The organism is Mesorhizobium sp. LNHC232B00, from assembly GCF_000502435.1.
GTDB lineage: Bacteria > Pseudomonadota > Alphaproteobacteria > Rhizobiales > Rhizobiaceae > Mesorhizobium > Mesorhizobium opportunistum.
On the sequence record NZ_AYWP01000016.1, the window covers coordinates 25,996 to 51,923 of the forward strand.

28 protein-coding genes are annotated in these 25,928 nt (G+C 62.7%); 18 read left to right on the forward strand and 10 right to left on the reverse strand.

All coding sequences use genetic code 11. From position 1 onward, the window contains the following. Positions 1-64 precede the first annotated feature (64 nt). The 5 genes from X743_RS149575 to X743_RS149555 form a co-directional block, all read right to left on the reverse strand. Positions 65-790, reverse strand: coding sequence for a CpaD family pilus assembly protein (locus X743_RS149575; RefSeq protein WP_031250323.1), 726 nt, complete (start codon positions 788-790; stop codon positions 65-67). 14 nt (positions 791-804) lie between these two features. Then, positions 805-2,322: a type II and III secretion system protein family protein gene (locus tag X743_RS149570; protein WP_023766947.1), complete on the reverse strand. Its 1,518-nt coding sequence runs from the start codon at positions 2,320-2,322 to the stop codon at positions 805-807. Then, positions 2,319-3,134 (reverse strand): Flp pilus assembly protein CpaB, encoded by an 816-nt coding sequence (cpaB, locus tag X743_RS149565; protein WP_031250322.1) that lies wholly within the window; start codon positions 3,132-3,134, stop codon positions 2,319-2,321. Before cpaB ends, X743_RS149570 begins: the two co-directional genes overlap by 4 nt. A 215-nt stretch (positions 3,135-3,349) precedes the next feature. Beyond that, entirely contained in the window at positions 3,350-3,868 is a 519-nt protein-coding gene (locus X743_RS149560; protein ID WP_023766949.1) for a prepilin peptidase, read from the reverse strand. 170 nt (positions 3,869-4,038) lie between these two features. Beyond that, entirely contained in the window at positions 4,039-4,215 is a 177-nt protein-coding gene (locus X743_RS149555; RefSeq protein WP_013897312.1) for a Flp family type IVb pilin, read from the reverse strand. Between the two features lie 357 nt (positions 4,216-4,572). Here X743_RS149555 and X743_RS149550 point away from each other — a divergent pair, with 357 nt between their 5' ends. The 3 genes from X743_RS149550 to X743_RS149540 all read left to right on the forward strand — a co-directional run bounded on the left by X743_RS149550 (position 4,573) and on the right by X743_RS149540 (position 6,383). After that, on the forward strand, positions 4,573-4,998 hold the full coding sequence (locus X743_RS149550) for a pilus assembly protein N-terminal domain-containing protein (RefSeq protein WP_023766951.1): 426 nt from the start codon (positions 4,573-4,575) through the stop codon (positions 4,996-4,998). A 137-nt stretch (positions 4,999-5,135) separates the two neighbouring features. Beyond that, positions 5,136-5,726, forward strand: a complete 591-nt coding sequence (locus X743_RS149545) for a TadE/TadG family type IV pilus assembly protein (protein ID WP_023766952.1) — start codon at positions 5,136-5,138, stop codon at positions 5,724-5,726. 33 nt (positions 5,727-5,759) lie between these two features. Beyond that, the gene (locus X743_RS149540; RefSeq protein ID WP_023766953.1) at positions 5,760-6,383 is read left to right on the forward strand and encodes a TadE/TadG family type IV pilus assembly protein; all 624 of its coding nucleotides are present in this window, start codon (positions 5,760-5,762) and stop codon (positions 6,381-6,383) included. Between the two features lie 4 nt (positions 6,384-6,387). Here the strand turns inward: X743_RS149540 and X743_RS149535 are convergent, their stop codons facing one another. Beyond that, the gene (locus tag X743_RS149535; RefSeq protein WP_023766954.1) at positions 6,388-7,311 is read right to left on the reverse strand and encodes a phosphate/phosphite/phosphonate ABC transporter substrate-binding protein; all 924 of its coding nucleotides are present in this window, start codon (positions 7,309-7,311) and stop codon (positions 6,388-6,390) included. Between the two features lie 125 nt (positions 7,312-7,436). Here X743_RS149535 and X743_RS149530 point away from each other — a divergent pair, with 125 nt between their 5' ends. The 10 genes from X743_RS149530 to X743_RS1000000169905 all read left to right on the forward strand — a co-directional run bounded on the left by X743_RS149530 (position 7,437) and on the right by X743_RS1000000169905 (position 17,756). Beyond that, positions 7,437-8,693, forward strand: a complete 1,257-nt coding sequence (locus tag X743_RS149530; RefSeq protein WP_023766955.1) for a phosphopentomutase — start codon at positions 7,437-7,439, stop codon at positions 8,691-8,693. Beyond that, the gene (gene mutM / locus X743_RS149525; RefSeq protein ID WP_031257930.1) at positions 8,686-9,591 is read left to right on the forward strand and encodes a bifunctional DNA-formamidopyrimidine glycosylase/DNA-(apurinic or apyrimidinic site) lyase; all 906 of its coding nucleotides are present in this window, start codon (positions 8,686-8,688) and stop codon (positions 9,589-9,591) included. The genes X743_RS149530 and mutM overlap by 8 nt, the downstream gene beginning before the upstream one ends. 30 nt (positions 9,592-9,621) lie before the next feature. After that, positions 9,622-10,395 carry an enoyl-CoA hydratase gene (locus tag X743_RS149520; RefSeq protein ID WP_023766957.1) on the forward strand — a complete coding sequence of 258 codons (774 nt, stop codon included), beginning with the start codon at positions 9,622-9,624 and terminating at the stop codon, positions 10,393-10,395. Between the two features lie 178 nt (positions 10,396-10,573). Continuing rightward, the gene (gene rpsT, locus X743_RS149515; protein ID WP_013897320.1) at positions 10,574-10,840 is read left to right on the forward strand and encodes a 30S ribosomal protein S20; all 267 of its coding nucleotides are present in this window, start codon (positions 10,574-10,576) and stop codon (positions 10,838-10,840) included. 857 nt (positions 10,841-11,697) lie between these two features. After that, complete coding sequence (gene dnaA / locus X743_RS149510; protein WP_013891250.1) at positions 11,698-13,242, forward strand: chromosomal replication initiator protein DnaA; 1,545 nt, start codon at positions 11,698-11,700, stop codon at positions 13,240-13,242. A 305-nt stretch (positions 13,243-13,547) separates the two neighbouring features. Continuing rightward, positions 13,548-14,666, forward strand: coding sequence for a DNA polymerase III subunit beta (gene dnaN, locus X743_RS149505; RefSeq protein ID WP_010913340.1), 1,119 nt, complete (start codon positions 13,548-13,550; stop codon positions 14,664-14,666). A gap of 75 nt (positions 14,667-14,741) precedes the next feature. After that, positions 14,742-15,875 carry a DNA replication/repair protein RecF gene (recF, locus tag X743_RS149500; RefSeq protein WP_031257931.1) on the forward strand — a complete coding sequence of 378 codons (1,134 nt, stop codon included), beginning with the start codon at positions 14,742-14,744 and terminating at the stop codon, positions 15,873-15,875. 53 nt (positions 15,876-15,928) lie between these two features. Continuing rightward, on the forward strand, positions 15,929-16,681 hold the full coding sequence (locus X743_RS149495; protein WP_031257932.1) for a molybdopterin-synthase adenylyltransferase MoeB: 753 nt from the start codon (positions 15,929-15,931) through the stop codon (positions 16,679-16,681). Positions 16,682-16,683: 2 nt separating this feature from the next. Continuing rightward, positions 16,684-17,172, forward strand: coding sequence for a GNAT family N-acetyltransferase (locus X743_RS149490; protein ID WP_031257933.1), 489 nt, complete (start codon positions 16,684-16,686; stop codon positions 17,170-17,172). Continuing rightward, complete coding sequence (locus X743_RS1000000169905; RefSeq protein WP_023766962.1) at positions 17,169-17,756, forward strand: GNAT family N-acetyltransferase; 588 nt, start codon at positions 17,169-17,171, stop codon at positions 17,754-17,756. The genes X743_RS149490 and X743_RS1000000169905 overlap by 4 nt, the downstream gene beginning before the upstream one ends. On the opposite strand, the gene X743_RS149485 is transcribed toward X743_RS1000000169905, so the two are convergent. Next, complete coding sequence (locus X743_RS149485; protein ID WP_023766963.1) at positions 17,746-18,747, reverse strand: D-glycerate dehydrogenase; 1,002 nt, start codon at positions 18,745-18,747, stop codon at positions 17,746-17,748. The genes X743_RS1000000169905 and X743_RS149485 overlap by 11 nt on opposite strands. A 148-nt stretch (positions 18,748-18,895) precedes the next feature. Between X743_RS149485 and X743_RS149480 the strand changes: the two genes are divergently transcribed. Next, on the forward strand, positions 18,896-19,456 hold the full coding sequence (locus X743_RS149480; RefSeq protein WP_023766964.1) for an SH3 domain-containing protein: 561 nt from the start codon (positions 18,896-18,898) through the stop codon (positions 19,454-19,456). Here X743_RS149480 and X743_RS149475 read toward each other — a convergent pair. Both X743_RS149475 and irrA read right to left on the reverse strand, forming a co-directional pair. Next, positions 19,446-19,826, reverse strand: coding sequence for a DUF4260 domain-containing protein (locus X743_RS149475; RefSeq protein WP_023766965.1), 381 nt, complete (start codon positions 19,824-19,826; stop codon positions 19,446-19,448). The two genes, X743_RS149480 and X743_RS149475, sit on opposite strands and share 11 nt — an antisense overlap. 22 nt (positions 19,827-19,848) lie before the next feature. After that, positions 19,849-20,316: an iron response transcriptional regulator IrrA gene (irrA, locus tag X743_RS149470; RefSeq protein ID WP_013891257.1), complete on the reverse strand. Its 468-nt coding sequence runs from the start codon at positions 20,314-20,316 to the stop codon at positions 19,849-19,851. A 241-nt stretch (positions 20,317-20,557) separates the two neighbouring features. On the opposite strand from irrA, the gene fabA reads away from it, so the two are divergent. The 4 genes from fabA to X743_RS149450 all read left to right on the forward strand — a co-directional run bounded on the left by fabA (position 20,558) and on the right by X743_RS149450 (position 24,880). Beyond that, positions 20,558-21,073, forward strand: coding sequence for a 3-hydroxyacyl-[acyl-carrier-protein] dehydratase FabA (gene fabA / locus X743_RS149465; protein ID WP_023766967.1), 516 nt, complete (start codon positions 20,558-20,560; stop codon positions 21,071-21,073). 49 nt (positions 21,074-21,122) lie between these two features. Further along, positions 21,123-22,343, forward strand: coding sequence for a beta-ketoacyl-ACP synthase I (gene fabB / locus X743_RS149460; protein WP_023766968.1), 1,221 nt, complete (start codon positions 21,123-21,125; stop codon positions 22,341-22,343). Positions 22,344-22,394: 51 nt separating this feature from the next. Beyond that, positions 22,395-23,207, forward strand: a complete 813-nt coding sequence (gene fabI, locus X743_RS149455) for an enoyl-ACP reductase FabI (RefSeq protein ID WP_023766969.1) — start codon at positions 22,395-22,397, stop codon at positions 23,205-23,207. Positions 23,208-23,335: 128 nt separating this feature from the next. After that, positions 23,336-24,880, forward strand: a complete 1,545-nt coding sequence (locus tag X743_RS149450) for a bifunctional diguanylate cyclase/phosphodiesterase (protein WP_031257935.1) — start codon at positions 23,336-23,338, stop codon at positions 24,878-24,880. 18 nt (positions 24,881-24,898) lie between these two features. Here the strand turns inward: X743_RS149450 and X743_RS149445 are convergent, their stop codons facing one another. Further along, complete coding sequence (locus X743_RS149445) at positions 24,899-25,912, reverse strand: class I SAM-dependent methyltransferase (protein ID WP_023766971.1); 1,014 nt, start codon at positions 25,910-25,912, stop codon at positions 24,899-24,901. Between the last annotated feature and the right edge of the window lie 16 nt (positions 25,913-25,928).

The following is a 25,928-nucleotide window of genomic DNA, read 5'->3' on the forward strand; positions in this document are numbered from 1 at the left end:
CTCTTTCCGTGGCCTGTTCTTTGCGTGGCCTGTTCTTGCGTGACTTCTCTTTCCCGAGGGCGGCTCAGTAGGTCACTTCCGAATTGCCGAGGAACTCATCCGAAATGCCCCTGCTGCGGTAGACGTCGATCACCGCGCCACGATTTTCCGCATCGATGGTGGTCTGCTTGCGCGGTCCGAGCAGATCGGCCGGATTGGCCATCTGGGCGGCGAGATTGTTCTGATAGGAGCAGCCGAAGTCGGCGTAGTGCTTGTTTTCAGACGACTCGACCAGATCTTCGGGCCAGCGTCCGCATTTGTCGGTCTGGGCTCTCACCGCGATAAAGGAGACGCGAACCGGGGCCGATGCCTCGCTCGACCCAGCCTGATAGGAGACCACGGCGATCCGGTTGCGCTTGATGCCGCTGGCGACCGCGAGCCTGGCGAAATCACGGCCGGCCGCCCTTGCGGCAACCTCGTTGGCCGATCCGCTGGGAATCTGGATGGTCAACGCCGGAGCGGCACTCTTGTCATAGCCGTCGAGGAAACCCAGAAGCGTGTCGCGTTGCGAGCCGGTCATGCCGCGATCGCCGGCACCGACGGGCAGGTCGATCTTCTGGTTCTTCTCCGCGATGACGATGGGATGGTTGGTGCGATAGTCGTCCGGAATGGCGCCGACGGTGACACTGTCGCGCTGGGCGCAACCGGCCAGCAGAGCCGTTGCCGCCACGGCCAGGACCGGAAGCAGCCAGATCCGCGAACGGCCAGGGCGCATCGTGGCGATGCTTGTCTTCAACGCTGACTGAGACATGTCCGCTTCCCCATTCACTTGTAGATGTAGCCGACAACGCCGTGGTACCGGCCGTTGGGCTTGTCGGTCTGCATGGTGCCGTAGACGCGATTGACCTTGCCAAGGAACATGGCGGCGCCATCGCTGGCAGCGTTGAAATTGTCGTCCGGCTTGGCGAGATCGTTGCGAGCCACCGGCTTCACCAGATAGGGCGTGATGATGATCACCAGCTCACTTTCGTTGCGCACGAAATCCCGGCTGCGGAAGAGCGTGCCGAGCACCGGGATCTTTGTCAGTCCAGGCAACCCATTGACGGCTTGCCTGACATCGTCGCGAACCAGGCCGGCGATCATCATGGAGCCGCCCGAGGGCAGTTCAACCGTCGTATCGGCAAGGCGCTTGCGCAACGACAGGGCATTCATGCCGGCACTGGTCACGCCCTCGGACAGTGACGCGGATCCTTCGGTTGTCGGCTCGGAGACGGAGGTTCTGACTTTCAGGCTGATGCGTCCGGGCGACAAAACCACCGGCTGGAATTCCAGGCCGATGCCGTACTCGATCTTGTCGACCGAATAGGTCTTCAGACCGGTCTGGTTGTCGGTGGACACGTTCGCGGAGACGCCTGTCACCATATTGTATTCGCCGCCGACCTTGAAGGTCGCCTTCTCGCCGGATACGGCGGTCAAGGTTGGCTCGGCCAGGGTCTTCATGACCCCCGACTCCTCCATGGCGTTGATATAGGCCCGAAGTCCCGAGGCGCCGATATTGAAGCCCGAATTCGACAGTTGCTTGCCAAGGCCGGTGAAGTTGTCGCTGATCGCGCCGTAGCTGATGCCGTTGCTGCCACCGCTGCCGATCATGTTGACGCCGAGCTGCTTCATCACGGTGCGGCTGACTTCGGCGACCGTCACCTTCAGCGTCACCTGATCGTCACCGATGATCTGCAGGAGATTAACGATCTTGCTGGTGCGGCGTTCCTGGTCGGGGTTGTTGATGTCGACACCGCTCTGGGCAGAGCCGCCGGCCGCGGTCTGCGAATATTGTCCCGTCGTCGCTTCACCGCCCGAGACGAAGATGGTCGCCAGATCAACCGCCCGTTTCGCGTCCAGAGGCGTATCGACCATTCCGGTCAGAACGACGTTGTCGTTCAGCAGTTCCACCTTGATATCCGAGGTCGGAATAAAGCGCTTGATGTAGTCCTCCAAGCCGGCGACGTCGCGTTCGACGGCCAGATCCAGGCTGGCGATCTGTTCGCCGTTCGGACCGAAGACGAAGATGTTGGTCTCGCCGACCGCCTTGCCGAACAGGTAGATACGCCTTGCGGTGCGGGTCACGGCATCGGCAACGGCCGGGTTGGCGACGAGAATGTCGTAGGCATCGCTCGGCAGGTCTATGACCACCGACTTGTTGAGGCCAAGCTTGACACGCTGGGAGGCCGTGGTGGCCGTCACCTGCGTACTCTTGGCCTCGACAACGCCCTGCACATTCGTCCCGACGAGCAGGAGGCCGAATGCCGCGGCCACGATCGCTGGCAGTTTTCCGCTTAGCCTCATTTCCTTGCCCCTACTTCGGAAACTTCGCCCGACTTGATCAGTCTCACCGTTCCCTTGCGGCCATTGCCGGAAACGAGATAGTCGGCCTCGTCCACATTCTTTTCCTGAGTGTCCGTGATCGCCCGCAACGCCAGTGTCAGGCGATCCGCCATCTGCTGGGCGACGGTGATGATCTCCGCCTGCTTGGGTGTGAGCTCCAGCGTGGCGGTCTGGCCCACCCTGGTCTTCTTGCCTTCCTCGTCCTCCTGGATGGTCTGGTCGATTGCCAGGACGCGGATGTTCTTGAGGATGGTTTCGGTGTTGAAGCCGGTGCTGCCGCTGTTGGCATCCGCCCTGCGGGTCATGATGACGTCGACAAAATCATTGGGAAGGATGAAGCCGCCGGCCGACGTGTCGGCCGATATGGTCGTGGCGACCGCCCGCATCCCGGAAGGCAGGATCGACGACATGAAGCTTTGCCCCTCGCCGATCAGCTTGGAACGCCGCACAGGTTCGCCCGCGTACATTCCCACACGGGCTATCGACCCCTTCAGTTTCTCCAGGGCGTCGGGAGCCGTGGCCTTGGTGATGAAGTTCGGGTTGATGCCGTCGGCTGGCCAGGGCTGCCAGGCGATGTTGTTCTCGAGCTGGTTACCCATCGCGACATCGCCGGAAAGCACAAGCACGTCCTGCAGAGCCACCGCGGGAGCCTGGGGGCCGGAATCGACGACGATCTGGGCGGGTGGCGGGGCGACCATGTTCTTCGCGACGTAGCCAGCACCACCCGCCGCGGCCACCGCCACGCTTAAGATAATCAATCGGGATGCTGGCATCTGTCCGAACCCTCGCCCTTGGCAAACCACGTAGCCAAGGCGGACTTTGCAGCGGCAATCGTCAAAACAAGGTTAATGTAATGCTTACGATCGTGATTAATTTAAGGTTTACATAAATTAGACGGATCGGGCTGCGGCCCAGCAATGCTGCCGGCCGGCCTCACTTCAAGGCCAAGCCCAACGACACAAATCGGGAAAAGAAATTAGGATTGAACTCAGCTCGCCAGCCTTGCCAGCGCCCAGACCATCAAGGGCGAATCCGGATAGGTCAGCAGCCCACCCAGGCCGAGAGCGATCCCATAGGGAACACCGGCCGACTCTTCGGCGAAATGGCGCAGGAATGGATTGCGGCCGGTAATAACCGCTAGCGGCGACTTGCGATAAAGAACGATGGCGAGCGTCAGCAGGCCGCCGATAAACGTCGAGACAACAAGGTACTCGACGAGATGGACGTTGAGCCCCATCCATACGGCCGTAGCGGCCAGCAGCTTGGCATCGCCTCCGCCCATGCCACCCATCGCGAACAGGCCGAACGTCACGGCCAGGATCAGCGCGCCGGCGGCAAAATGCCAACCGTATGTTGCCCATTCCATGCCCGTCAGCGGCGCAACCAGTGCGAAGACGACAACGAGCAGCACCGACACGCGGTTGGCAATCGTCATCGACAGCATGTCGGAGATCGCCGCGAACAGCATGCAGAACGGAAAGACGACGAAGATCAGGGCTTCAAGCATCGGCGCTATGCCTATTGTGCGAATTCCACCGGGTTCAATCTAGGCATGTTCGATTAACGATTGATGAGACCGGAATGAAAGACGGCTGTGTTGGCTAGGATATAGAAAAAGGGCCGCCACGCGGCAGCCCCTTTCCAGTACGCAATCTGGATACCCAGCAATACAGCGGATCAGGCGCCGCTGGAATTCAGGGTGGTTCCGATCGTGGTGAACTTGGCGTTGATTGCATTGCCGAGCGCGCCGGCGCCAGTGATGATGGCGAGCGCGATGAGAGCGGCGATCAGACCATATTCGATAGCGGTCGCGCCGGATTCGTCCTTCACGAAACGTGCAAAAAGGTTAGACATTCGAGAGCTCCTACTCCACGTGTTACAGCACTTCCGTCAACTTCTGTGATGGTTGATCGGATGCTGCCAATCTAGGGAGAAGCTCTTTCGATCGGCTTAATAAACAGCCTTACCGATTCCTTTCCCGGCTCGAACATATTGCGTGGTTAACCCCATACTAAGCGATCGCTAAAATGCCATTTTCCGGGCCAATGCCGCAAAGGGCAAGGGCGGGGAACGCTCGCGACCGAGCTGAGATCCAGCCGTGCCGGACACCCCGTCGATCGCGACTTCCGATGCCGGGTAGGCGGACTTAACCGTTGGTTCACCAATCTCGTTCATGTTCTGTTGAACAAGTTGCTTGCGTGGAGCGCCCCGATGGCCGAGCCGAGATACTCAATCCTGATTGCCGCGCTTCTTGCAGCAACGTGCCTCGTCGTGCCTGCCAGGGCCGGCACCGGCATCGAGGTCACCATGAATCAGGCCAAGATCGTGAAGCTGTCGCGCCCCGCCGACACGATCGTCGTCGGCAACCCGTCAATCGCCGATGCCTCGGTCCAGGACGCCTCGACGATCGTGCTCACCGGCAAGGGTTTCGGCGTCACCAATCTCGTCGTTCTCGACCAGGAAGGCAGCCCGATCGTCGACGCGCAGGTTACAGTCGTGCGGCAGGCAGCCTCCTCGGTGCGCATTTACCGGCGCGCCGAAGTGCAGACCATGTCCTGCACGCCCTACTGTGAAAGCTCGTACAAGAGCGAGGCTGAAAAATCCTCCGAAGCAGAGATGGGCGGCGGCAGCAAATAGGCGGCGCCCGCCCGCTATCCGGGTTACGGCATGGTTAAAACGCGTGCGTCGACTTTAGCGATCATTCAAACCGGGCCTCAATTGGTTTGCGCTAATAACGCCTGTCAGAACCGTCCAAGGGTGGCAGGAAACAGGGCATGGGCAAGGAATTCGCATCGAAAGGTCAGCGCAAGGTGGAGCGCTCCAGCTTCTTCAGGCGCTTCTTCCACGACCGGCGCGGCAGCACGGCCCTGGAATTCGCGCTGCTGGCAATGCCGTTCGCCCTCCTCGTATTCGCTATCCTTGAAAGCTGCATCTCGTTTGCCGGCCAGGAAGTGATGGCCAACATCACCGACGATGTTGCGCGCCAGTTGCGCACGGGCCAGTTGAGGCCGGCCGATGTCGCGGGAGGCAAATTGACGACCCTGATCTGCGACAGGCTGGAGATCATCGTCTCCACGGATTGCCCCAATCAGTTGCTTGCGGATCTTCGCGAATATCCGACTTTCGCCGACGCGGCCTCGGCGAGCTTCAAGATCCAGAACGGCGATGTCGTGCTGATGCAGGGCACCAACTCACAGGCCTTCGCGACTACGCCTGGCCTCGCGGAATCGAGGAACATGCTGCGGGTCTTCTACAAATGGCCTGTGATGACCGATCTGATGGCCAAGTCGATGGCCAATCTGAGCGGTGGCAGGACATTGCACTTCGCGTCAGTGACCTGGCAGAACGAGCCGTTCGACAATTGAGTTCGCAAACACCACAAGAAAAAAGGCAATGGCATGATGCGTGCGGGGGCACATCCGGAAATCGCAGGGATCCGCGGCAAGGCCGTCGGGTTCTTGTCCAATCGCCGTGGCGTCGCCGCGGTCGAGTTCGCTCTCATCCTGCCTATCCTGCTGGTCATGTACTTCATGACCATGGAGGCTTCGCAGGCGATCGAGACCAGCAAGAAGGTCAGCCGTATCGGCAGCATGGTCGCCGACCTGGTCACGCAGCAGCCGACCATCGTCGCGGCGGACCTCGATGCCATCATGAAGATCGGCACCTCGACCATTCAGCCCTATAACCGGTCAACGCCGAGCATTATCATCACGGCAATACAGGTCACCACCGATACGCCGCCCAAGGTGAACGTGGTGTGGTCGCGCAAGCTGGTCAATGGCGTCTCCAGCATCGCCACTACCCTGCCCGCGACCACCACGGTTCCGACAACGCTCAAGGTCGCCGGCACCTTCCTCATCCGCGTTCAGAGCAATCTCAGCTATTCGCCGATTATCAACTGGCAGGCGGACACCCAACAAAAGCTCGGATTGACCCAATCCCTCAGCACCACCATACCGATGGGCGAAACCTACTATCTGCGTCCCCGCAGAAGCCTGACGATCCCCTGCGGCGATTGCTGAGGCCTTACTGCTGCCCGCCATCGGTTGACACAAAGCGCACGATGGCTTCCGCCATCGCGTAATCCTTTGGGGCCACGGTCAAAAACCCACCGGAATGTTTCGATTCCAGGAGATCGTAGACATCCGGTGTCGTCGACTTGAGGTTGGTGAGGAACACGGTCAGCCGGCGCTTGGCTTCCGGGTCGAGATCGCTGCGTACGGCGTGCGGACCGTATCTGAGCACCCCCGACGTCCAGACGATCTGGAAAGCCGACGGCGAAAGACCGGCCGCTTCGAGCCTTGCCTGCGTGCCGCCCGATAGCAGCGGCTGGCCGTCGGCCGCAGCCCTTACCCAGCCGAACAAGGCGTCGGCCGAGCCATCGAAGAGCATGGCCTCCGCCGCCGACGCCGTCACGGCATGGATCAGAAACGGTGAATCTTCGGCGATCTTGACGTGTTCGGCGGCCAACCCCGCCAGCGGCAAAAGCGAGCCCCCGACGCTGTCCGATGGCGGCATGGCGATCCGGTGGGTCCCCATCGCCGCCAGGCCTGATAGCTTGCCGTCCCTGGTGAGCAGCACCGAACGGATGCCGGCCGCACCGTCGGAATCGACCGGAGCCACAAGCGGCTCGACGCATCCACAACGCTGCAGCGCCGTCGCGTAGGCGGTCGCCGAATAGATGGCGTATTCGATCCGGGCGTTGGCCTGCGCCTCGATCAGGGCGGCATAATCGCGTGCGACGACGAACTCCACCTTCATGCCGAGCGCATTGGTGAAGGCTTGCGTCAACTGCGCCAGCCCGGGAACGGTGTTGCCGGCGCCAGGCTCGGCGACGACGCCGATGCGGAATGTGCCGATATCGTCGCGCCAGTCGGCCTGCGCCGGCCCGCACCAGAACGCACCACGGACGAGCATAAGCGCAGCCAATGCCTTGGGCGTCGCCTTCATGACAAGACCGCCCTGGGTTCCAATCGATCCATGCCCATGCCCGCCGCGTCGCCTTTTGGTTTCCGAATTGCCAATGCCACCGTGGGACCCTATGTCTGGTCGTTCACACTGGCAACGATGACCCGATGGCGCGTGCTTTCCTCTTTGTCCTGGATTCCTTCGGCATCGGCGGCGCGGCCGACGCCGAACGCTATGGCGATGCCGGCGCCAATACCCTGGCCCACATTGCCGAAGCCTGCGCGGAAGGGCGCGCGGACCGCGAGGGGCTTCGTCAAGGTCCGCTGTTTGTCCCCAACATGGCATCGCTCGGGCTTGGCAAGTCGGCCGAGACCGCGACGGGATTGGGCTTTGCCCATTTCGGGACGGATCTGCTCGCCAATGCCTTCCACGGTGCGGCGCAAGAGGTTTCGAGCGGCAAGGACACGCGTTCCGGCCACTGGGAGATGGCGGGCCTGCCGGTGCGCTTCGACTGGGGTTACTTTCCCGACACGGTTCCCGCGTTTCCGGCGGAACTGACCGAGGCGATCATCCGCGAGGGCAAGGTTCCAGGCATTCTCGGCAATTGTCATGCGCCCGGCACCGAGATCATCGAACGGTTCGGCGAAGAGCATATCCGCACCGGCAAGCCGATCTGCTACACCTCCGTCGATTCTGTCCTGCAGGTCGCCGCGCATGAGGTTCATTTCGGCCTGGAGCGGCTTTATGAATTCTGTCAGGTGGTGCGGCGGCTGGTTGATCCATTGAGGATCGGACGCGTGATCGCGCGGCCTTTCGTCGGCGAAACCGCCGCCACCTTCACGCGAACGTATAACCGCCACGACTACGCCGTGCCGCCGCCGGAGCCGACCCTGCTCGACCGCCTGACGGCGCGGGGAAGCCGTGTCATCGCCGTCGGCAAGATCGGCGACATCTTCGCCCATCGCGGGATTTCGGAAGTGCGCAAGGCCGCCGGCAACATGGCTATGTTCGACAAGGCGTTGGGCGCGATGGACGACGCCGGCGCCGGCGATCTCGTTTTCGCCAATTTCGTCGATTTCGACACCGAATTCGGCCATCGCCGCGATGTGGCGGGCTATGCCGCCGCGCTCGAGGCCTTCGACCGGCGGCTGCCGGAGGCATTCTCCAGGCTGAGGCAGGGCGACCTGCTGATCCTGACGGCCGATCACGGCAACGATCCGACCTGGCGCGGAACCGATCATACGCGTGAGCGTATCCCGATAATCGGCATCGGGCCGGACCTCGGGGGTGGCGACATCGGGCTGCGTGCGACATTCGCCGATATCGGCGAGACCGTGGCCGAACATCTCGAACTGGCGCACGGCCGTCACGGCACTTCTTTCTATCCAGTGATTGGCGGCCCAGTGATTGGCGGCCATGCCTGAATTGCCCGAAGTGGAAACGGTTCGGCGCGGGTTGCAGCCGGTTATGGAAGGCGCCCGCCTTATCCGTGTCGAGACGCGACGACCGGATTTGCGGTTTCCCTTTCCCGAACGGTTTTCGGAGCGGCTGACCGGCAGGACAATCACCGCGCTCGGCCGCCGCGCCAAATATCTGACCATGCACGTGCAGGACGGTCCGGTGCTGATCTGCCATCTCGGCATGTCGGGCTCCTTTCGCATCGAGGCCGATGCCGACAACGAGACCGACGACAACGGGACTCTGGGCGTGTTCCACCACGAACGCCCGAAAAGCGCGGCGCACGACCATGTCGTGTTCCATGTCGCTTCCGCGGCCGGTGCCCGGTCGCGCGTGATCTTCAACGATCCGCGCCGCTTCGGCTTCATGCTGTTTGCGGAAGGATCGCCGGAGACGCATCCGATGCTGGCCGGGCTGGGCGTCGAGCCCACGGGCAACGCGCTTGACGGCGTGCTGCTCGCCTCGTTGCTGAAGGGCCGCAGATCGCCTCTGAAGGCAGCGCTTCTCGACCAGAGGCTGATCGCGGGGCTTGGCAATATTTATGTGTCGGAAGCGTTGTGGCGCGCCGGCCTGTCGCCGCTGCGTGAAACAGGCACCATCGCCAGACCGGGCAAGAAGGCCAGGGAACAGAGCGAACGCCTCGCCGAGGCGATCCGCTCGGTCATATCGGATGCCATCGCCGCTGGCGGATCTTCGCTGCGCGACTATATGCACGCGGACGGATCGCTGGGCTACTTCCAGCATTCCTTCGCCGTCTACGACCGGGAGGGTGAGCCTTGCGCGAAACCCGGCTGCGGCGGCCACGTCGAACGCGTCGTCCAGAGCGGGCGCTCGACCTTCTATTGCCGGACGTGTCAGAGCTGAGTTAGACCGGATCAAGCGAGGAGCGCAGCCATGGCCTATGAAACGATCATCACCGAGACGCGCGGCAAGGTCGGGCTGATCACGCTGAACCGGCCAAAGGCGCTCAACGCGCTGAATTCCCAGATCCTCGCCGAACTCGTCGTGGCGGTGAGCGCTTTCGGCGCCGATCCCGGCATCGGCGCCATGGTCGTTACCGGTTCCGACAAGGCCTTTGCCGCCGGTGCCGACATCAAGGAGATGCAGGCCATCTCCTATGTGGACGCCTACAGCCAGGACTTCTTCGCCGGCTGGGAGGAGTTCACGCGTGTCAGAAAACCTGTCATCGCGGCGGTGGCCGGCTATGCCCTGGGAGGCGGGTGCGAACTGGCGATGATGTGCGATTTCATCATCGCCGCCGATACGGCCAAATTCGGCCAGCCCGAAATCACGCTTGGCGTCATTCCCGGCATGGGCGGATCGCAACGCCTGACCCGGTTCGTCGGAAAATCGAAGGCCATGGACATGTGCCTGACCGGACGAATGATGGACGCCGCGGAAGCCGAGCGCTCCGGCCTGGTATCGCGGGTGGTGCCTGCCGGCGAGCTTGTCGAGGAGGCCGTCAAGGCGGCGGCCAGGATCGCCGATTTCTCCTTGCCGTCGGTGATGATGGCGAAGGAAGCCGTCAACCGCGCCTACGAGACGACATTGGCGGAGGGATTGCGGTTCGAACGCCGCCTGTTCCACTCGCTTTTCGCGCTCGATGACCAGAAGGAAGGCATGGCGGCCTTCGCCGAAAAGCGGAAGCCGAATTTCACCAACCGGTAGAGCGTCGCCGGCCGCGACCGAAACCCCGGCATCAGCCAAAAAGAACGCCAGGCAGCGTTGACGCGCCGGAAAAGCTGAACTATAAGCCGCACCAACCGAGGCGGCCCCGTGGCTGCCCGTTTGTTTTTTGCGCCCTGCGGCATGCCGCGTGCGCCGACCAGATCAGAAGAGAGGCATCATGGCCAACACATCCTCGGCCAAAAAGGCAACGCGCAAGATCGCCCGCCGTGCGGAGATCAACAAGAACCGCCGCTCGCGCGTCCGCACCTACGTCCGCCAGGTCGAGGAGGCACTCGCCTCCGGCGACAAGGCCGCCGCGCAGGCCGCTTTCAAGGCCGCCGAGCCTGAATTGATGCGTGCCGCAACCAAGGGCATCATCCACAAGAACACCGCGTCGCGCAAAGTGTCGCGTCTGGCTCAGCGCCTCAAGGTGCTGTCGGCCTGACATCGCCTTCCAAGGCTGATCTTCTTCGAACCCGGCCGATCGCGCCGGGTTTTTTCGTTTGCCGGCAAGTACTTAAAAAGAATGCCCGCAAGCAGCGTCAAGAACGGATTGCACGGTTCAAAGTGTTTTGCCGGCACATACATGCCCGCTGAAGGCTCGACATGCTTGAAAGCGTCGCCTAAAAAATTCTCACCCCTCAGAAATAGCCCTTGTTTTTCAACCAGTTAGTGATGGTCATCCACAACTTGTCCACAGCGCGTCGGGGCGACGGGAGGACAACTGGCTGTCAAGAGAATTATTTCAGAAAATTTCGCGCCGGCCCGGCTTTTTCATATTCGCCGGAAAAGGGTTTGAATCACAATGGCTTTGTCAAAATATACCACTACGCCATAGAGCACCAACCTGCCGGTGCTAACCAGATTCCTTAAAAATCCGTTAGAGGTGGCCTTGCCCTATCCACAGCGATTTCGGTAATGTCGGTTCATCAAAAAGGGACGGGCCATTGGCCCTTAACCCAGCCCGAATCGGCCAGCGCAAATTGGCGGGATTTGCAACGCGGATCAAGTCCGCGAACGGGTTTGGTTTGTCTTTTTTTGATACGGTAGGGGACTGGCGTAACAAGACATGGCAGGTAGACGGCGCGCCGGCGCTCTTTTCGCCGGGCGGTGTTGTATTGCCCTGACATACCCAACGCGGACTGGCTTCCAAGGGCCGGCACCGGTTCCCCGGGTAATGGGCGACGTTCATCTGCCGGCGGCGGCAGCGGGCATCGTAGCAAAGACTTAGGTCGCCGGATCACGGATGCAGGAGGCGCATTCCCGGCGGAAAACAGGTACAAAAAGACAAGGAACTCGATCATGCAGAGCGGCGTCGAAAGGGAGCTTACGGGCGACCTTCCATTTCCTGGAACTTTGATTGGAGCAAACGGCATGGCGGTCTCCAGCGACGCGGAACAGAAGTTCGACCGGGTCAAGGCCCAGTTGAAGGCGCGTCTGGGAGCCGAGGTCTATTCGAGCTGGTTCGGCCGCATGAAGGTCGCGGAGGCCTCCAAGGGCATTGTCCGCATCTCGGTGCCCACCGCGTTCCTGCGCTCCTGGATCAACGGCCATTATCTCGACCTGATCTCCGAACTGTGGAAGCAGGAGGATGCCGATCTCCTCAAGATCGAAATCATCGTGCGCACGGCCACCCGCCAGGGGCGCAGCCATGCCGAGCCGGAACTGGCGCCAGTGCGCAAGATGACGCGGCAGACGCAGACGGCGCTGGCCGCCGGCACCGTGAGCCCTGGCCGGATCGAGCGGTCGCCGGTGCCGCGCCCCGGCGCCGCGATCGAGAGCGAGTTCCGCCACAATGTGTTGGGATCGCCGCTTGATCCGCGCTACACGTTCGGCTCGTTCATCGAGGGGCCGTCGAACCGGGTGGCCTTCGCCGCCGCCAAGGCCGTGGCGGAATCGCAGTCGAGCGCGGTGCGCTTCAATCCGCTTTTCCTGCACGCGACGGTCGGGCTCGGCAAAACCCATCTGCTGCAAGCAATCGCCGCGGAATCCCTGAAGCAGAACCCCAAATCACGCGTCGTCTATTTGACGGCCGAGTATTTCATGTGGCGCTTTGCCACCGCGATCCGTGACAACAATGCACTGACGCTCAAGGAACAGCTGCGCGACATCGATCTCTTGATCATCGACGACATGCAGTTCCTGCAGGGCAAGTCGATCCAGCACGAATTCTGCCACCTGATCAACATGTTGCTCGACAGCGCCAAGCAAGTGGTCGTTGCCGCCGACCGGCCGCCGTCGGAACTGGAATCGCTCGAACCGCGGGTGCGCTCGCGTCTCAACGGCGGCGTCGCGCTCGAAATGTCGGCGCCCGATTTCGCCATGCGCCTCGGCATGCTCAAACTGCGCCTGGCCACCGCCAGGGTCGACGACGCATCGCTCGACATCTCGGAGGAAATCCTCAACCACGTCGCCCGCACCGTGACCGGCAGCGGCCGCGAACTGGAAGGCGCCTTCAATCAGCTGCTGTTCCGTCAGTCGTTCGAGCCGCAAATCACCATCGACCGCATCGACGAGATCCTCGGCCACATCTATCGCACCGGCGAACCGAAGCGGGTCCGGATCGAGGACATCCAGCGCATCGTGGCGCGCCACTACAACGTGTCGAAGACCGAATTGCTGTCCAACCGGCGCACGCGCACCATCGTCAAACCGCGGCAGGTCGCCATGTACCTGTCAAAGGTGATGACGCCGCGTTCACTGCCCGAAATCGGACGGCGTTTCGGCGGACGCGACCACACCACGGTGCTGCACGCCGTGCGCAAGATCGAGGATCTGTCCGGCAACGACAACACGCTGGCACAAGAACTCGAGCTGCTGCGGCGCCTGATCAACGACCAGGCCTGACCGATCCGGGACAGGCAAGCCAGAACCGCGCTGGAATTCAATGACTTGCTTGCAATGCCATGGGTCCGGAACGGGCGCGCGGCATTGCCTGGAGACGATCCGAATTCCCGATTCTGCCCGGCGGCTGGCGGTCTTCGTACCCTTTATCCCCAGAAAGGCCGCACGGCCGGCCCGAACCGGTCGCGCGGGCTTGCGTTTGCAGGCTTTTTCCTGTCAGTTTACGCAGATTCTGAGCCTGTTCAGACCTTTCGCGGGGCGCCGCCAGCCGGAGACCCGCTCATCCTTTCAAGCGAGCCTGTTTCGTCATGCGTGTTATCCTGGAACGGTCCAATCTCCTGAAGTCGCTCAACCACGTCCACCGCGTGGTCGAACGGCGCAACACCATACCGATCCTGTCCAACGTGCTGCTCAGCGCCGAAGGCGCAAGCCTCGAAATGAAGGCCACCGACCTTGACCTGGAGGTGACGGAAGCGACGCCGGCCAAGGTCGAGCGCGGTGGGGCGACGACGGTTCCCGCGCATCTGCTCTACGATATCGTGCGCAAGCTTTCCGACGGCGCCGAGGTGATGCTGAAGACGGATGAGGACGGCAACGCCATGACGGTGACGTCCGGCCGCTCGAGCTTCCGCCTGCAGTGCCTGCCGCAATCCGATTTTCCCGAGCTATCGGCCGGATCCTTCTCGCATATCTTCCGCCTCGATTCGGTTGCCCTGAAGGGTCTGATCGAGAAGACGCAGTTCGCCATTTCCACCGAAGAGACGCGCTACTATCTCAACGGCATCTACCTGCACACGCACGAGGTCGGCGGCAAGCTGAAGCTGCGCTCGGTGGCAACCGACGGCCACCGCCTGGCGCGCGCCGAGATCGACGCGCCGGCTGGCTCCGAGGGCATGCCGGGCATCATCATTCCGCGCAAGACGGTGAGCGAGCTGCAGAAGCTGGTCGACGACCCGGATGTCGCCGTGACCACCGAACTGTCGGACACCAAGATCCGCTTCACCATCGGCAGCGTCGTCCTGACCTCGAAGCTGATCGACGGCACCTTCCCGGATTATCAGCGGGTCATTCCGACCGGCAACGACAAGAAGCTGATCCTCGACCGCCAGAGCTTTGCCGCCGCGGTCGACCGCGTCTCGACCATTTCGTCCGAACGCGGCCGCGCGGTGAAGCTTTCGATCAGCGAAGGCCAGGTGACGCTCGCGGTCAACAACCCGGATTCAGGCAGCGCCACGGAAGAACTGGCGGCGGACTACTCGTCGGACCCGATCGAGATCGGCTTCAATGCCAAGTATCTGCTCGATGTCGCCGCGCAGCTGACCGGCACGGAAGCGAAATTCATGCTGGCCGATGCCGGTTCGCCGACGCTGATCCACGACATGGCCGACGAGACCGCGCTTTACGTGCTGATGCCGATGCGGGTATAGCCCGCGCGGCGGTTGCCTCGCGGCACGGCTGGCAACGAAAGCTATGTTGCGGCGACTTCTATAGGCGGATAGCGGTTGCCAGGACAAACCCACATAAGTAAGCTAACACTTACTAATTTCCGCAATTATGCGGCGCTGGCGATCGATCTCACGCCAGGCGCGGTGGTCTTTTCCGGCGACAATGGTGCCGGCAAGACCAATCTCCTCGAAGCGATTTCCTTTCTGACGCCCGGGCGTGGCCTGCGCCGTGCTCCCTACGCCGATGTCGCGCGCGCGGGCGGCGACGGCGGCTTTGCACTGCACGCAAGGCTCGACGGACCCGACGGCCAGGTCGAGATCGGCACCGGCATTTCCGGCGGTGACAGCGAGGGGGGCAGGCGGGTGCGTATCAACGGCGCCACCGCGCGGTCGGCCGAGGACATGCTGGAATGGCTGCGCGTCGTGTGGCTGACGCCGGCCATGGATGCATTGTTCACCGGGCCCGCCGCGGATCGCCGGCGCTTTCTCGACCGATTGGTACTGGCGATCGATCCCGGCCATGGCCAGCGCGCCCTCGATTACGAGAAGGCGATGCGGGGCCGTAACCGCCTGCTTACCGAAAATTCGCGGGACGACCGCTGGTTCGAGGCGATCGAGATCCAGATGGCCGAGACCGGGGTCGCCATCGCCGCGGCACGCACCGAGCTGGTGCGCCTGTTGGCCGCCATGATCGACAGGCTGCCCGACAGCGGGCCGTTCCCGCAGGCCGATATCGGCCTCGCAGGCGATCTGGAAGCCGAGATCGCCGGCACGCCGGCGGTCGATGTCGAGGAGCGGTTCCGGCGGGCGCTTGCCGATGGCCGTGACCGCGACCGCGCCGCCGGGCGCACGCTTGAGGGCCCGCACCGTTCGGACCTCCTGGTCCGGCACCGGCCGAAGGCGATGCCGGCCGAGCTCTGCTCGACCGGCGAGCAGAAGGCATTGCTGGTCGGCATCGTTCTGTCGCATGCGCGGCTGACCGGCGAGATGTCCGGGATGACGCCGATCCTCCTGCTCGACGAGATCGCAGCACATCTCGACGGCGGACGGCGGGCGGCACTGTTTTCGATCCTGGAGGAGCTGAACTGCCAGGCTTTCATGACGGGAACCGATGCGGCGCTGTTTTCCAGCCTGCAGGGCCGCGCGCAGTTCCTGACGGTCGACCATGGCATGGTTGGGCCAACCGTCTAGATTTTTGTTGCATGGATGTCGTCAAGATTTTCCGGCCGCTATATGGTCCTGATATGACCACCCCGCTCACCGCCGACGAGATCGAACGCTATGCCCGGCACATCGTACTGCCGGAGGTCGGCGGCGCCGGCCAGCAGAAGCTCAAGCAAGCGCGGGTCTTGGTGATCGGCGCCGGCGGCTTGGGCGCGCCGGTGCTCGAATATCTCGCGGCAGCCGGCGTCGGTACGCTCGGCATCGTCGACGACGACACCGTCTCGCTGTCCAATCTGCAACGACAGGTCATTCACGGCACCGATACGGTCGGCGTGCTGAAAACCCATAGCGCCGAGGCCGCAATCGCCCGCATCAATCCTAACACCGCTGTCGAGACGCACACATTCCGGCTGACCGCGGACAACGCCCCCGCCCTGGTCGCTCGCTATGACATGGTCGTCGACGGTTCCGACAATTTCGAGACCCGTTACGTGGTGGCCGATGCCTGCGCGAGCGCGCGCAAGCCCCTGGTGCATGCCGCCGTCGGTCGTTTCGACGGCTCGGTGACCGTGCTGAAGCCTTTCGAGGACGGCAAGGACGGCAAGCCGAACCCCGGCTATCGCGATCTGTTCCCGGAAGCCCCGCCGCCGGGCCTGGTGCCGTCCTGCGCCGAGGCCGGAGTGCTTGGCGCGTTGACCGGCGTCGTCGGCACGCTGCAGGCGATGGAGGCGATCAAGCTGATCACCGGCATCGGCGAGCCGCTCGTTGGCCGGCTGCTGCTCTACGATGCGCTCGCCGCGCGCTTCGAAACGATCCGCTACAAGAGAAGTTGACCTTGGCGCGGACCGCGGCGCCCTCGATTACCCGAATCACGGCCGACTTCGACCGCTGGGATGATGTGCTTGCACTCATCATGCGCGCCTTCGCCTTCATGGACGGCGTCATCGACCCGCCGTCATCGGCCCACCGGCTCACCGTCGATTCCCTGCGCGACAAGGCCCGCCTGGAGACCGGCTTCGTGGCTCTCGACGGCGATAGGATCGTCGGCTGCGTCTTTGCCATCGAAAGGACTGACGACTTCTACGTCGGCAAGCTCGCCGTCGAGCCGGACTGCCAAGGACAAGGCATCGGCCGGCAGCTGATGCGGGCGGTCGAAATTCTTGCGCTCGACCGCGGCAAGACGGCGCTGGAGCTTCAGACGCGGATCGAGCTCACCGCCAATCACGCCGTCTTTGCCCGCCTCGGCTTTCACGAGACCGAACGGACGGCGCATGAGGGCTACAGCAGGCCGACCTCGATCACCATGCGCAAGGGTATTTCATGAGCGCGCACATCCGTCCGGCACAAAGGAACGATGCGTTACACGTCGCCGCGATCGTGGATATTGCCGGACATGGCATCGATCTCGAGAGCTGGATGAACAGCAGCGGGGACGACCATGCGGTCCTTGAAGCGGCCCGGCGCGCGGCATCCGCAGACGCCGGTTCGCCCTATCATTTTTCCAAGGCGCATCTTGTCGAAGTCGATGGCACCATCGCCGGCGGCTTGGTCGGAGAGATGCTTTCGCACAATCAAGATCATGCCATCGAGGTGTCACCGGCGCTGATGCCGCTCGTTACGCTGGAAACCAGGCTCGCCGGCTACTGGTCAGTCCTTGCGGTTGCCGTCTATTCCGAGTTCCGTGGCAGAGGACTTGCCACCGGCTTACTTTCGCGAGCGGGCGAACTGGCTGGCGTTGCTGGGGCAAAAGGCCTGTGCCTGGTCGTCGAGGACACAAACCTGCCGGCCATTTCCGTCTACGAAAGGCTGGGGTTTGCCGTTGCCGACAGACTTCCCTGGGTTGCCTATGGCGGCAGGAGCGGGCCGCGCGAATGGCTGATGATGAAACGCGACTTGACTACGTCCTGAGCGGCAGCACGCGATCCGGCGGTCTATGGCCGTCGACGAAGGCCCGGATGTTGATGATGACCTTCTCGCCCATGTCGATACGGCCCTCCAGCGTCGCCGAACCCATATGCGGCAACAGCACGACCTTGTTCCTGGCGGCAAGCTTGAGCAGCTTGCCGTTGAGCGCCGGCTCGTGCTCGTAGACGTCGAGGCCGGCGCCGGCGATCTTGCCGTCCTGGATCAGCTTGACCAGCGCTTCCTCGTCGATGATGTCGCCGCGCGCGGTGTTGACGATATAGGCCGTCGGCTGCAGCAAGGCCAGCCGCCGCGCCGACAGGAGATGAAAGGTGGCTGGCGTCGACGGGCAATTGACCGAGATGATGTCCATGCGGGCCAGCATCTGGTCGAGGCTCTCCCAATAGGTCGCCTCCAGCCCGTCCTCGACGGCCGGCAGCACGCGATGGCGATTGTGATAGTGGATGGAAAGGCCGAAAGCCTTGGCCCGCCTCGCTACGGCCGTGCCGATGCGGCCCATGCCGACAATGCCCAGCCGCTTGCCCCAGATGCGCCGGCCAAGCATCCAGGTCGGCGACCAGCCGGCCCATTTCTTGTCGCCGGTGAGCACGTTGGCGCCTTCCGCCAGCCGGCGCGGCACCGCCAGCATCAGCGCCATGGTCATGTCGGCGGTATCTTCGGTGAGCACGTTGGGCGTGTTGGTGACCGTGATGCCCTTCTTGGCCGCCGCCGCCACGTCGATCTTGTCGACGCCGTTGCCGAAATTGGCGATCAGTTTGAGGTTGTCGCCAGCCTGGGCGATCAGTGCGGCGTCGATCTGGTCGGTCACGGTCGGCACCAGAACGTCGGCTTCCTTGACCGCGGCAACAAGTTCCGGCTGCGTCATCGGCCGGTCCTCGACATTCAGCCTCGCGTCGAACAGTTCGCGCATGCGGGTCTCGACCGGGTCGGGCAGCTTTCGCGTGATGACCACGAGAGGCTTCTTTTTGCCTGGCATTGTTTCCCTCGTTGAGACCTCTTTAACCAAGACCGGCGAAACTGAAAGCCGGTCGCGGTAGCCGATTTACCCATGTAACAAGCGGTGCCGCCGAAGACAAAGAAAAAGGGGCGCAGCAGCCATCAGGCCGGCGCCGAAAGGAACGAAAGTGTCTGGTTTCGCGTCGCTTCGCCTGGTCCTCAGCGCAGCATTTCTCGGCACTCTCCTCTATTCTCCGCTCGCGGCGGCGCAGGGCGCGGCCGCACCCGCCCAGGGCGCCGTCACCCTCGGGCCGAGCGGCCTTCCGCTGCCGCGATTCGTCAGCCTGAAATCCGGCCGCGTCAACTCGCGCGTCGGCCCGGGGGCCAATTACTCGGTCGACTGGATGTATATGAAGGCCGGCCTGCCGATGGAGATCATCCAGGAGTTCGATACGTGGCGGCGCGTGCGTGATGCCGACGGTTCGGAAGGATGGATCAACCAGTCGCTGCTTTCTGGCCGGCGCACCGCGATCATTGCGCCCTGGCAGCGCGGAAAGGGTGCCCAGATCAACCTTCTGAACAGCCCGGACAAGGACGCCAGGGTGATAGCGATCGTCGAGCCGGGCGTCATGGGTACGATCAAGTCTTGCGACGGCCAATGGTGCGAAATGACGCTTGGCGGGCACACCGGCTGGCTCGCCCAGTCGACGGTGTGGGGCGCCTATCCCGGCGAGCGGGTCAAGGAGTGAACGTCCCCGGTTTGCGCCCGATGCGGCCGAGATGAGTATCCTGAAAGCCGGTCGACAGCTTGAGGCCGTAGCCTAAGGCACGGTCGATTGCGATGTGGGCGATCCAGATCAGCGCGACCGCGATGGCGGCCGCATTGCCCAGCAGGTGGCCGGCGAGCAGCAGAAGCACCGGTGCGATCAGCATGTGCAAGGCGTTGTAGGCTATCGCGCCAAGGCGCGGCCCGCCGAGGTAGCCGAGCATCGACAGATCCGGCGCCAGGATAAGCACGGCAAAGAGCCACCAGGAAATGCCCGACAAAGCGTAGAAGACAATAGCGGCCACCGCCACGACGGCCCATTCGAGCCGGATTATCAGGTCGAGGGGTTTCATTCCGATTGTCCGGCCAAGCGGATTATTCTGGCTTCGCCGACTGTTCTGGCCCTGCCGGTGATTCCTGGCGCTTGGGACGCAGCCTCACCACGATATCGACATTGGCGATTTCCATGCCCTCGGGCGGGTCAGGCAGGTTGGTGACCGTCACCGGGCCGTTGGCGATGTCGAAAATCCGGTTTTCGCCCTCGATGTAGAAATGGTGGTGGTCGGAAGTGTTGGTGTCGAAATAGGTTTTCGCGCCCTCGACGGCGAGGATGCGCAGCAGCCCCGCCTGGGTAAACTGGTGAAGCGCGTTGTAGACGGTGGCCAGCGACACCGGCACGCCGGCGGCCAGCGCCTCCTCATGCAGTTCCTCGGCCGACAAATGGCGGTCGCCCTTGGCGAAGAGCAGGTCGGCCAGCGCGATGCGCTGACGCGTCGGCCTCAGGCCGGCTTCACGTACCCGCTTGTCCACAGCGACATTTTCCTTCCGGCAGCCCCGGTCCATCTGGTCTTCCAAGCTCACAGTCCCGCTTCAAGACACGCCCAGATTGGCAAAAAAATGAATGTCTGCCGAAACCGGACCCCTGTTGACATATATTCTGTCGCCGGAATGCGATCAATAGCGCGCATTGACCCGGGCAGACTGGCGGGTTAAGCGCAAACGCCGGTTTCCGGCCTGAAACAGATTGTGTTAGGACACCGACGACAAGGGCGCGTTACCGCCCGGACGAATGGGGATGAGATTGATGGCGGGTAAATCCAGCTACGACTACGACGAATTGCTGGCCTGCGCCCGCGGCGAGCTGTTCGGAGAGGGCAATGCCCAGCTGCCCTACCCGCCCATGCTGATGTTCGACCGCATCACCGAGATCAGTGAAACGGGCGGTGCCTTCGACAAGGGTTTCATCCGCGCGGAATTCGACATCAAGCCGGATCTTTGGTTCTTCGCCTGTCACTTCATCGGCAATCCGATCATGCCAGGATGCCTCGGCCTCGACGCCCTGTGGCAGTTGACCGGCTTCTACCTCGGCTGGCTCGGCGAACCCGGCAAGGGAATGGCGCTGTCGACCGGTGAGGTCAAGTTCAAGGGCATGGTCACCCCATCGGTGAAGAAGGTCGAATATGGCGTTGATTTCAAGCGCGTGATGCGCGGCCGGCTGGTCCTGGGCATCGCCGATGGCTGGATGAAGGCGGATGGCGAGCCCATATATGCGGCGACGGACCTGAAAGTCGGTCTGTCCAAGCAGTCGGCGGTCGCTTGACCGCAGCCCTGGCCGATCCACTGGCCAGCATCCCTGGAAGGAGTTGCGAATGAGACGTGTCGTAGTCACAGGCATCGGCATCGTGTCGTCGATCGGAAACAATGCCAACGAGGTGCAGACCTCGCTGCATGACGCCAGATCCGGCATCAGCTTCTCCGATTCCTTCGCCGAGCACGGCTTCCGCTGCCAGGTCTGGGGAGCGCCGACGCTCGACCCGTCCGCCATGATCGACCGCCGCGCGATGCGCTTCCTGTCGCAGGGCGCGGCCTGGAACCACGTCGCCATGGACCAGGCGATCGCGGATGCGGGCCTTGGCGAGGACGACGTCACCAATGAACGCACCGGCATTGTCATGGGCTCGGGCGGGCCTTCCACCCGCACCATCGTGGAGGCGGCCGAAACCACGCTCAAGAACGGCAGTCCCAAGCGCATCGGCCCGTTCGCGGTGCCGAAAGCGATGTCGTCGACCGCGTCGGCCACCTTGGCCACATGGTTCAAGATCCACGGCGTCAACTATTCGATCTCGTCGGCCTGCTCGACCTCGGCGCATTGCATCGGCAATGGCTACGAACTGATCCAGTGGGGCAAGCAGGACATGGTCTTTGCCGGCGGCCATGAGGATCTCGACTGGACGATGTCGGACCTGTTCGACGCCATGGGCGCCATGTCGTCCAAGTTCAACGACAAGGCATCGACCGCCTCGCGCGCTTATGACGTCAATCGCGATGGGTTCGTCATTGCCGGCGGTGCCGGCGTGCTGGTGCTGGAAGAGCTGGAGCACGCCAAGGCGCGCGGCGCCAAGATCTACGCCGAAATCGTCGGCTACGGCGCGACCTCCGACGGTTACGACATGGTCGCGCCGTCAGGCGAAGGCGCCGTCCGCTGCATGCGCCAGGCGCTGTCGACGGTTTCCACGCCGGTCGACTACATCAACACCCACGGCACCTCGACGCCTGTGGGCGATTCCAAGGAAATGGGCGCGATCCGCGAAGTGTTCGGCGAGAAGATGCCGTTCATCACCTCGACGAAATCGCTGACCGGCCATTCGCTGGGCGCGGCCGGTGTGCAGGAATCGATCTATTCGATCCTTATGATGCAAGGCGGCTTCATTGGCGAGAGCGCCCATATCGAGACGCTCGATCCTGAATTCGAGGGTATGCCGATCGTGCGAAAGCGCATCGACAATGCCAAGATCGACACCGTTCTGTCGAATTCCTTCGGTTTCGGTGGCACCAACGCGACGCTCGTTTTCCAGCGCTATTCCGCATAGGGCCATTGTCTTTGTACAAGGCCAGCAATTTTAAATAAGGATTTGGCGGCCATGAACGGACTGATGAAGGGCAAGCGCGGGCTTGTCATGGGCGTCGCCAACGATCATTCGATCGCCTGGGGCATTGCCAAGAAGCTGTCCGAGCATGGCGCGGAACTCGCCTTCACCTACCAGGGCGAGGCCTTCGGCCGCCGGGTCAAGCCGCTTGCCGACAAGCTCGGCGCCGCCCTTGTCGTTCCCTGCGATGTCGAGGACAGTGCTTCGGTCGCCGCCACGTTCGAGACGCTTAACAAGGAATGGGGTGGGCTCGACTTCGTCGTCCATGCCATCGGCTTTTCCGACAAGAATGAGCTTAAGGGTCTCTACGCGGACACCAGCCGCGACAACTTCGTCCGCACCATGGTGATCTCCTGCTATTCCTTTACCGAGATCGCCCGCCATGCGGCCGCGTTGATGAACGATGGCGGGTCGATGATCACGCTGACCTATGCCGGCTCGGTCCGCGTCATGCCGAACTATAATGTCATGGGTGTCGCCAAAGCGGGACTCGAGGCCAGCGTGCGCTACCTCGCCAATGATTACGGCCCGCGCGGCATCCGGGTGAACGGCATCTCGGCGGGACCGGTGCGCACGCTCGCCGGCGCCGGCATTTCGGACGCCCGCCACATGTTCTCCTACCAGCAGCGCAACTCGCCGCTGCGTCGCACGGTGACCATCGACGAGGTCGGCGGCTCGGCGCTGTATTTGTTGTCGGACCTCTCCTCGGGCGTCACCGGCGAAATCCACTATGTCGATTCAGGCTACCACATCGTCTCGATGCCGACGCTCGACGAGTTGAAGCAGACGGATGGCACGCGCGACTAAAGCGTCGCCTTGCCTTGAGCCGAAGTGCCTTCAGTAAAAAAGATGCTCTCCAGTAAAATTGGACGCATTCGCGGCAACTCATTTTAAGAAGGTTTCCGCTATAGAGTCCCGCAGTCTGGGGATTTTTAATGCCTGCCGTCAGCGATCCAAAGCGAACACCAGTGTTCCGACTGCTCACGATAGCAAGTTCGGGTATTGGCAGTTTCGTCCTTGGCATCTGGGGTCTCAAGTACGGCCTCGGCGGTGGGTTTGCCGGCATATCGGCGGACATGATGGTCGCGATCATGGCTGCGCTTTGCGCGCTGGCGGCGTCGGTGGCGGCAATGTCCTTCTTCGCCGGCGTCGATGAATCGGCGGATTTCGTCTTCAACGAAACCCATTTCGACAAGCTGACAGGGCTGCTGGGGCGCCCGGCGATGGTCGGCAAGATCGCCGAGGCGGCCTGCACGACAAGCCGGACCGGCGAACCGGTGTTCCTGATCGACATCGACATCGACCGCTTCAAGCAGATCAACGACGCGATCGGCTATACACAGGGCGACGAGCTGATCCGCGCCTTCACCAAGCGGCTGCAGAGCTGCGTGCCCGCACGCTCCCTGATCGGGCGCATCGGCGCCGGCGAGTTCGCGGTGCTGCTGCCCGACCATCAGATCCCGGGAACGATGGAAAGCATGGTCGAGAGGCTCCTCGACGAGATGATGGAGCCCTATGAACTCAGCAGCCATCAGCAATCGGTGAGCCTGTCGGTGGGTATCGTGGCCATGCCCAAGGATGGCGTCGATCCGGTGCTTATCCTGCGCCGCTCCAACCTGGCGCTGCAGAATGCGCGCGCCGGCGGCGTCGGCAACTGGTCGGTCTTCGACAGCGAGATGGGGCGTGTCGCCGATTATCGCCAATGGGTCGAATCCGAGCTGCACACTGCTTTCGAACGCGGGGATTTCGACCTTCACTATCAGCCGCAGCTCGACCTGCCGACCGGCCGCATCGTCGGCTATGAAGCCCTGATCCGCTGGAACCACCCCGAACGCGGCATGATCCCGCCCATGGAGTTCATCCAGATCGCCGAGGAAACCGGGATGATCAATCCGATCGGTGAATGGGTTCTGCGCAAAGCCTGCAGCGACGCCCGCCATCTGCCGGACGACTGCTTCGTCGCCGTCAACATCTCGCCGGTCCAGTTCATGACCAAGGACTTCGTCGGTATCGTTCGCGACACGATGCGGGCCACAGGTATCAAGCCGTCACGGCTGGAACTGGAAGTCACCGAGACGGCGATGATGCAGGATCGCGACCGTGCGGCGGCCATCCTGAAAGAGCTGGCCGAAATGGGCATCTCGGTCGCCGTCGATGATTTCGGCACCGGTTATTCGAACCTCAGCTACCTCATCGACTTCTCGTTCGGCAAGCTCAAGATCGACCGTTCCTTCGTCAGCCGCATCGACACCGATTCCAGCTCGGGCGCGGTCGTCTCGACCATTGTCGGGCTCTCGCGTGCACTCGGCGTCAGCATCATCGCCGAAGGCGTCGAGACCGAGAGCCAGGCGACGCTGCTGCGGGCGGCTGGCTGCGAAGTCGTGCAAGGCTATTTGTTCGGCCGGCCGGCTCCGCTCAAGTTCAGCATGGGTGACGCCCACGCCACCGATGAAGTCCGGCGCGTCGCCAGTCTGCATTGAACGCAACCTCGCATCGTTTCAGCGACGCGCGGACAACACCTTGAACATACCGTCGCGGGCAAGTTCAGCGTGGCTGGAGAAGGCGGCCTTGAGAACCGGCTCGTAAGGCAGCTGGCGATTGGCGACCATGAACAGCCGCCCGCCTGGCTTCAACGCCTTGCCTGCCGCATGGATCATGCCGGCGCCGATTTCCGGCTCAGCCGCACGGGCGCGATGGAAGGGCGGGTTCATGACGATGGCGTCATAGCGCCGCTCGACAGGTTCGGCGAGCAGATCGAGCCAGAAGAAGCCCGGCACGAGGGCCGCCGCGCCGAGATTGCGCTTGGCCGCCTCCAGCGCCGCGAAATCCGCTTCATAGAGGTCAAGCGCCGTTATGCCAGGGGACCGTGAAGCGACTTCCGCCGCCACATAACCCCAGCCGGCACAGAAATCGGCGATGTTGCCACGCAGGTCGCCGGGCAAATTATCCACCAACAGTTTCGAGCCGGCGTCGATCCGATCAAAGGAGAACATGCCGGGCGCGGTGTGGAATCGGCCTTCAACCAGCAAGACGGGATTGGCGGCACGCAACTCTTGTGCGGCCGCCGGATCGGCAGGACGGCTCAGCCAGAAGGCGATGCCGTGATATTTCGGCATATGGCCGTCGAGCGGGACAAGCTCGTCGATGCGCTTGCGCAGGCTGGCGATGCCGTCATCCTTGCCGCCGGCAACGACGATCAATCCGCCCGGCACCACGCGCTCCAGCGCTTCCGCGATGCGCAGCTCGTTCTGCCCGCGATGGCGGCCGGCGAGCACCAGCGCGGCATCGAAACCGTCGCCCTCCGGTTGCGGCGTAACCGTGAATTTCGCCGCCTGCAACGCGCGGAAATGCGGGCGGAAGCCCTGCACGAGATGCAGCGCGGTCTCGAAACCCTGCGGCAGCCGCAGGCCAGGCTCGGCGCCGAGGAAGAGCATGCGCTCATTCTCTCGCGGCAGAGCGATGGCCTCGGCCTCGAACGGATGGAACAGCGTCTTCAGCGCCTCAGCGGACATGCCTTTGCTCCATAAA

What these genes read in the sequence shown, in the direction of transcription:
- X743_RS149575 (WP_031250323.1), bottom strand. Translation starts at nt 790, where the DNA reads ATGTCTCAGTCAGCGTTGAAGACAAGCATCGCCACGATGCGCCCTGGC.
- X743_RS149570 (WP_023766947.1), bottom strand. Translation starts at nt 2,322, where the DNA reads ATGAGGCTAAGCGGAAAACTGCCAGCGATCGTGGCCGCGGCATTCGGC.
- cpaB (WP_031250322.1), bottom strand. Translation starts at nt 3,134, where the DNA reads ATGCCAGCATCCCGATTGATTATCTTAAGCGTGGCGGTGGCCGCGGCG.
- X743_RS149560 (WP_023766949.1), bottom strand. Translation starts at nt 3,868, where the DNA reads ATGCTTGAAGCCCTGATCTTCGTCGTCTTTCCGTTCTGCATGCTGTTC.
- X743_RS149555 (WP_013897312.1), bottom strand. Translation starts at nt 4,215, where the DNA reads ATGTCTAACCTTTTTGCACGTTTCGTGAAGGACGAATCCGGCGCGACC.
- X743_RS149550 (WP_023766951.1), top strand. Translation starts at nt 4,573, where the DNA reads ATGGCCGAGCCGAGATACTCAATCCTGATTGCCGCGCTTCTTGCAGCA.
- X743_RS149545 (WP_023766952.1), top strand. Translation starts at nt 5,136, where the DNA reads ATGGGCAAGGAATTCGCATCGAAAGGTCAGCGCAAGGTGGAGCGCTCC.
- X743_RS149540 (WP_023766953.1), top strand. Translation starts at nt 5,760, where the DNA reads ATGATGCGTGCGGGGGCACATCCGGAAATCGCAGGGATCCGCGGCAAG.
- X743_RS149535 (WP_023766954.1), bottom strand. Translation starts at nt 7,311, where the DNA reads ATGAAGGCGACGCCCAAGGCATTGGCTGCGCTTATGCTCGTCCGTGGT.
- X743_RS149530 (WP_023766955.1), top strand. Translation starts at nt 7,437, where the DNA reads ATGGCGCGTGCTTTCCTCTTTGTCCTGGATTCCTTCGGCATCGGCGGC.
- mutM (WP_031257930.1), top strand. Translation starts at nt 8,686, where the DNA reads ATGCCTGAATTGCCCGAAGTGGAAACGGTTCGGCGCGGGTTGCAGCCG.
- X743_RS149520 (WP_023766957.1), top strand. Translation starts at nt 9,622, where the DNA reads ATGGCCTATGAAACGATCATCACCGAGACGCGCGGCAAGGTCGGGCTG.
- rpsT (WP_013897320.1), top strand. Translation starts at nt 10,574, where the DNA reads ATGGCCAACACATCCTCGGCCAAAAAGGCAACGCGCAAGATCGCCCGC.
- dnaA (WP_013891250.1), top strand. Translation starts at nt 11,698, where the DNA reads ATGCAGAGCGGCGTCGAAAGGGAGCTTACGGGCGACCTTCCATTTCCT.
- dnaN (WP_010913340.1), top strand. Translation starts at nt 13,548, where the DNA reads ATGCGTGTTATCCTGGAACGGTCCAATCTCCTGAAGTCGCTCAACCAC.
- X743_RS149495 (WP_031257932.1), top strand. Translation starts at nt 15,929, where the DNA reads ATGACCACCCCGCTCACCGCCGACGAGATCGAACGCTATGCCCGGCAC.
- X743_RS1000000169905 (WP_023766962.1), top strand. Translation starts at nt 17,169, where the DNA reads ATGAGCGCGCACATCCGTCCGGCACAAAGGAACGATGCGTTACACGTC.
- X743_RS149485 (WP_023766963.1), bottom strand. Translation starts at nt 18,747, where the DNA reads ATGCCAGGCAAAAAGAAGCCTCTCGTGGTCATCACGCGAAAGCTGCCC.
- X743_RS149475 (WP_023766965.1), bottom strand. Translation starts at nt 19,826, where the DNA reads ATGAAACCCCTCGACCTGATAATCCGGCTCGAATGGGCCGTCGTGGCG.
- irrA (WP_013891257.1), bottom strand. Translation starts at nt 20,316, where the DNA reads ATGGACCGGGGCTGCCGGAAGGAAAATGTCGCTGTGGACAAGCGGGTA.
- fabA (WP_023766967.1), top strand. Translation starts at nt 20,558, where the DNA reads ATGGCGGGTAAATCCAGCTACGACTACGACGAATTGCTGGCCTGCGCC.
- fabB (WP_023766968.1), top strand. Translation starts at nt 21,123, where the DNA reads ATGAGACGTGTCGTAGTCACAGGCATCGGCATCGTGTCGTCGATCGGA.
- fabI (WP_023766969.1), top strand. Translation starts at nt 22,395, where the DNA reads ATGAACGGACTGATGAAGGGCAAGCGCGGGCTTGTCATGGGCGTCGCC.
- X743_RS149450 (WP_031257935.1), top strand. Translation starts at nt 23,336, where the DNA reads ATGCCTGCCGTCAGCGATCCAAAGCGAACACCAGTGTTCCGACTGCTC.
- X743_RS149445 (WP_023766971.1), bottom strand. Translation starts at nt 25,912, where the DNA reads ATGTCCGCTGAGGCGCTGAAGACGCTGTTCCATCCGTTCGAGGCCGAG.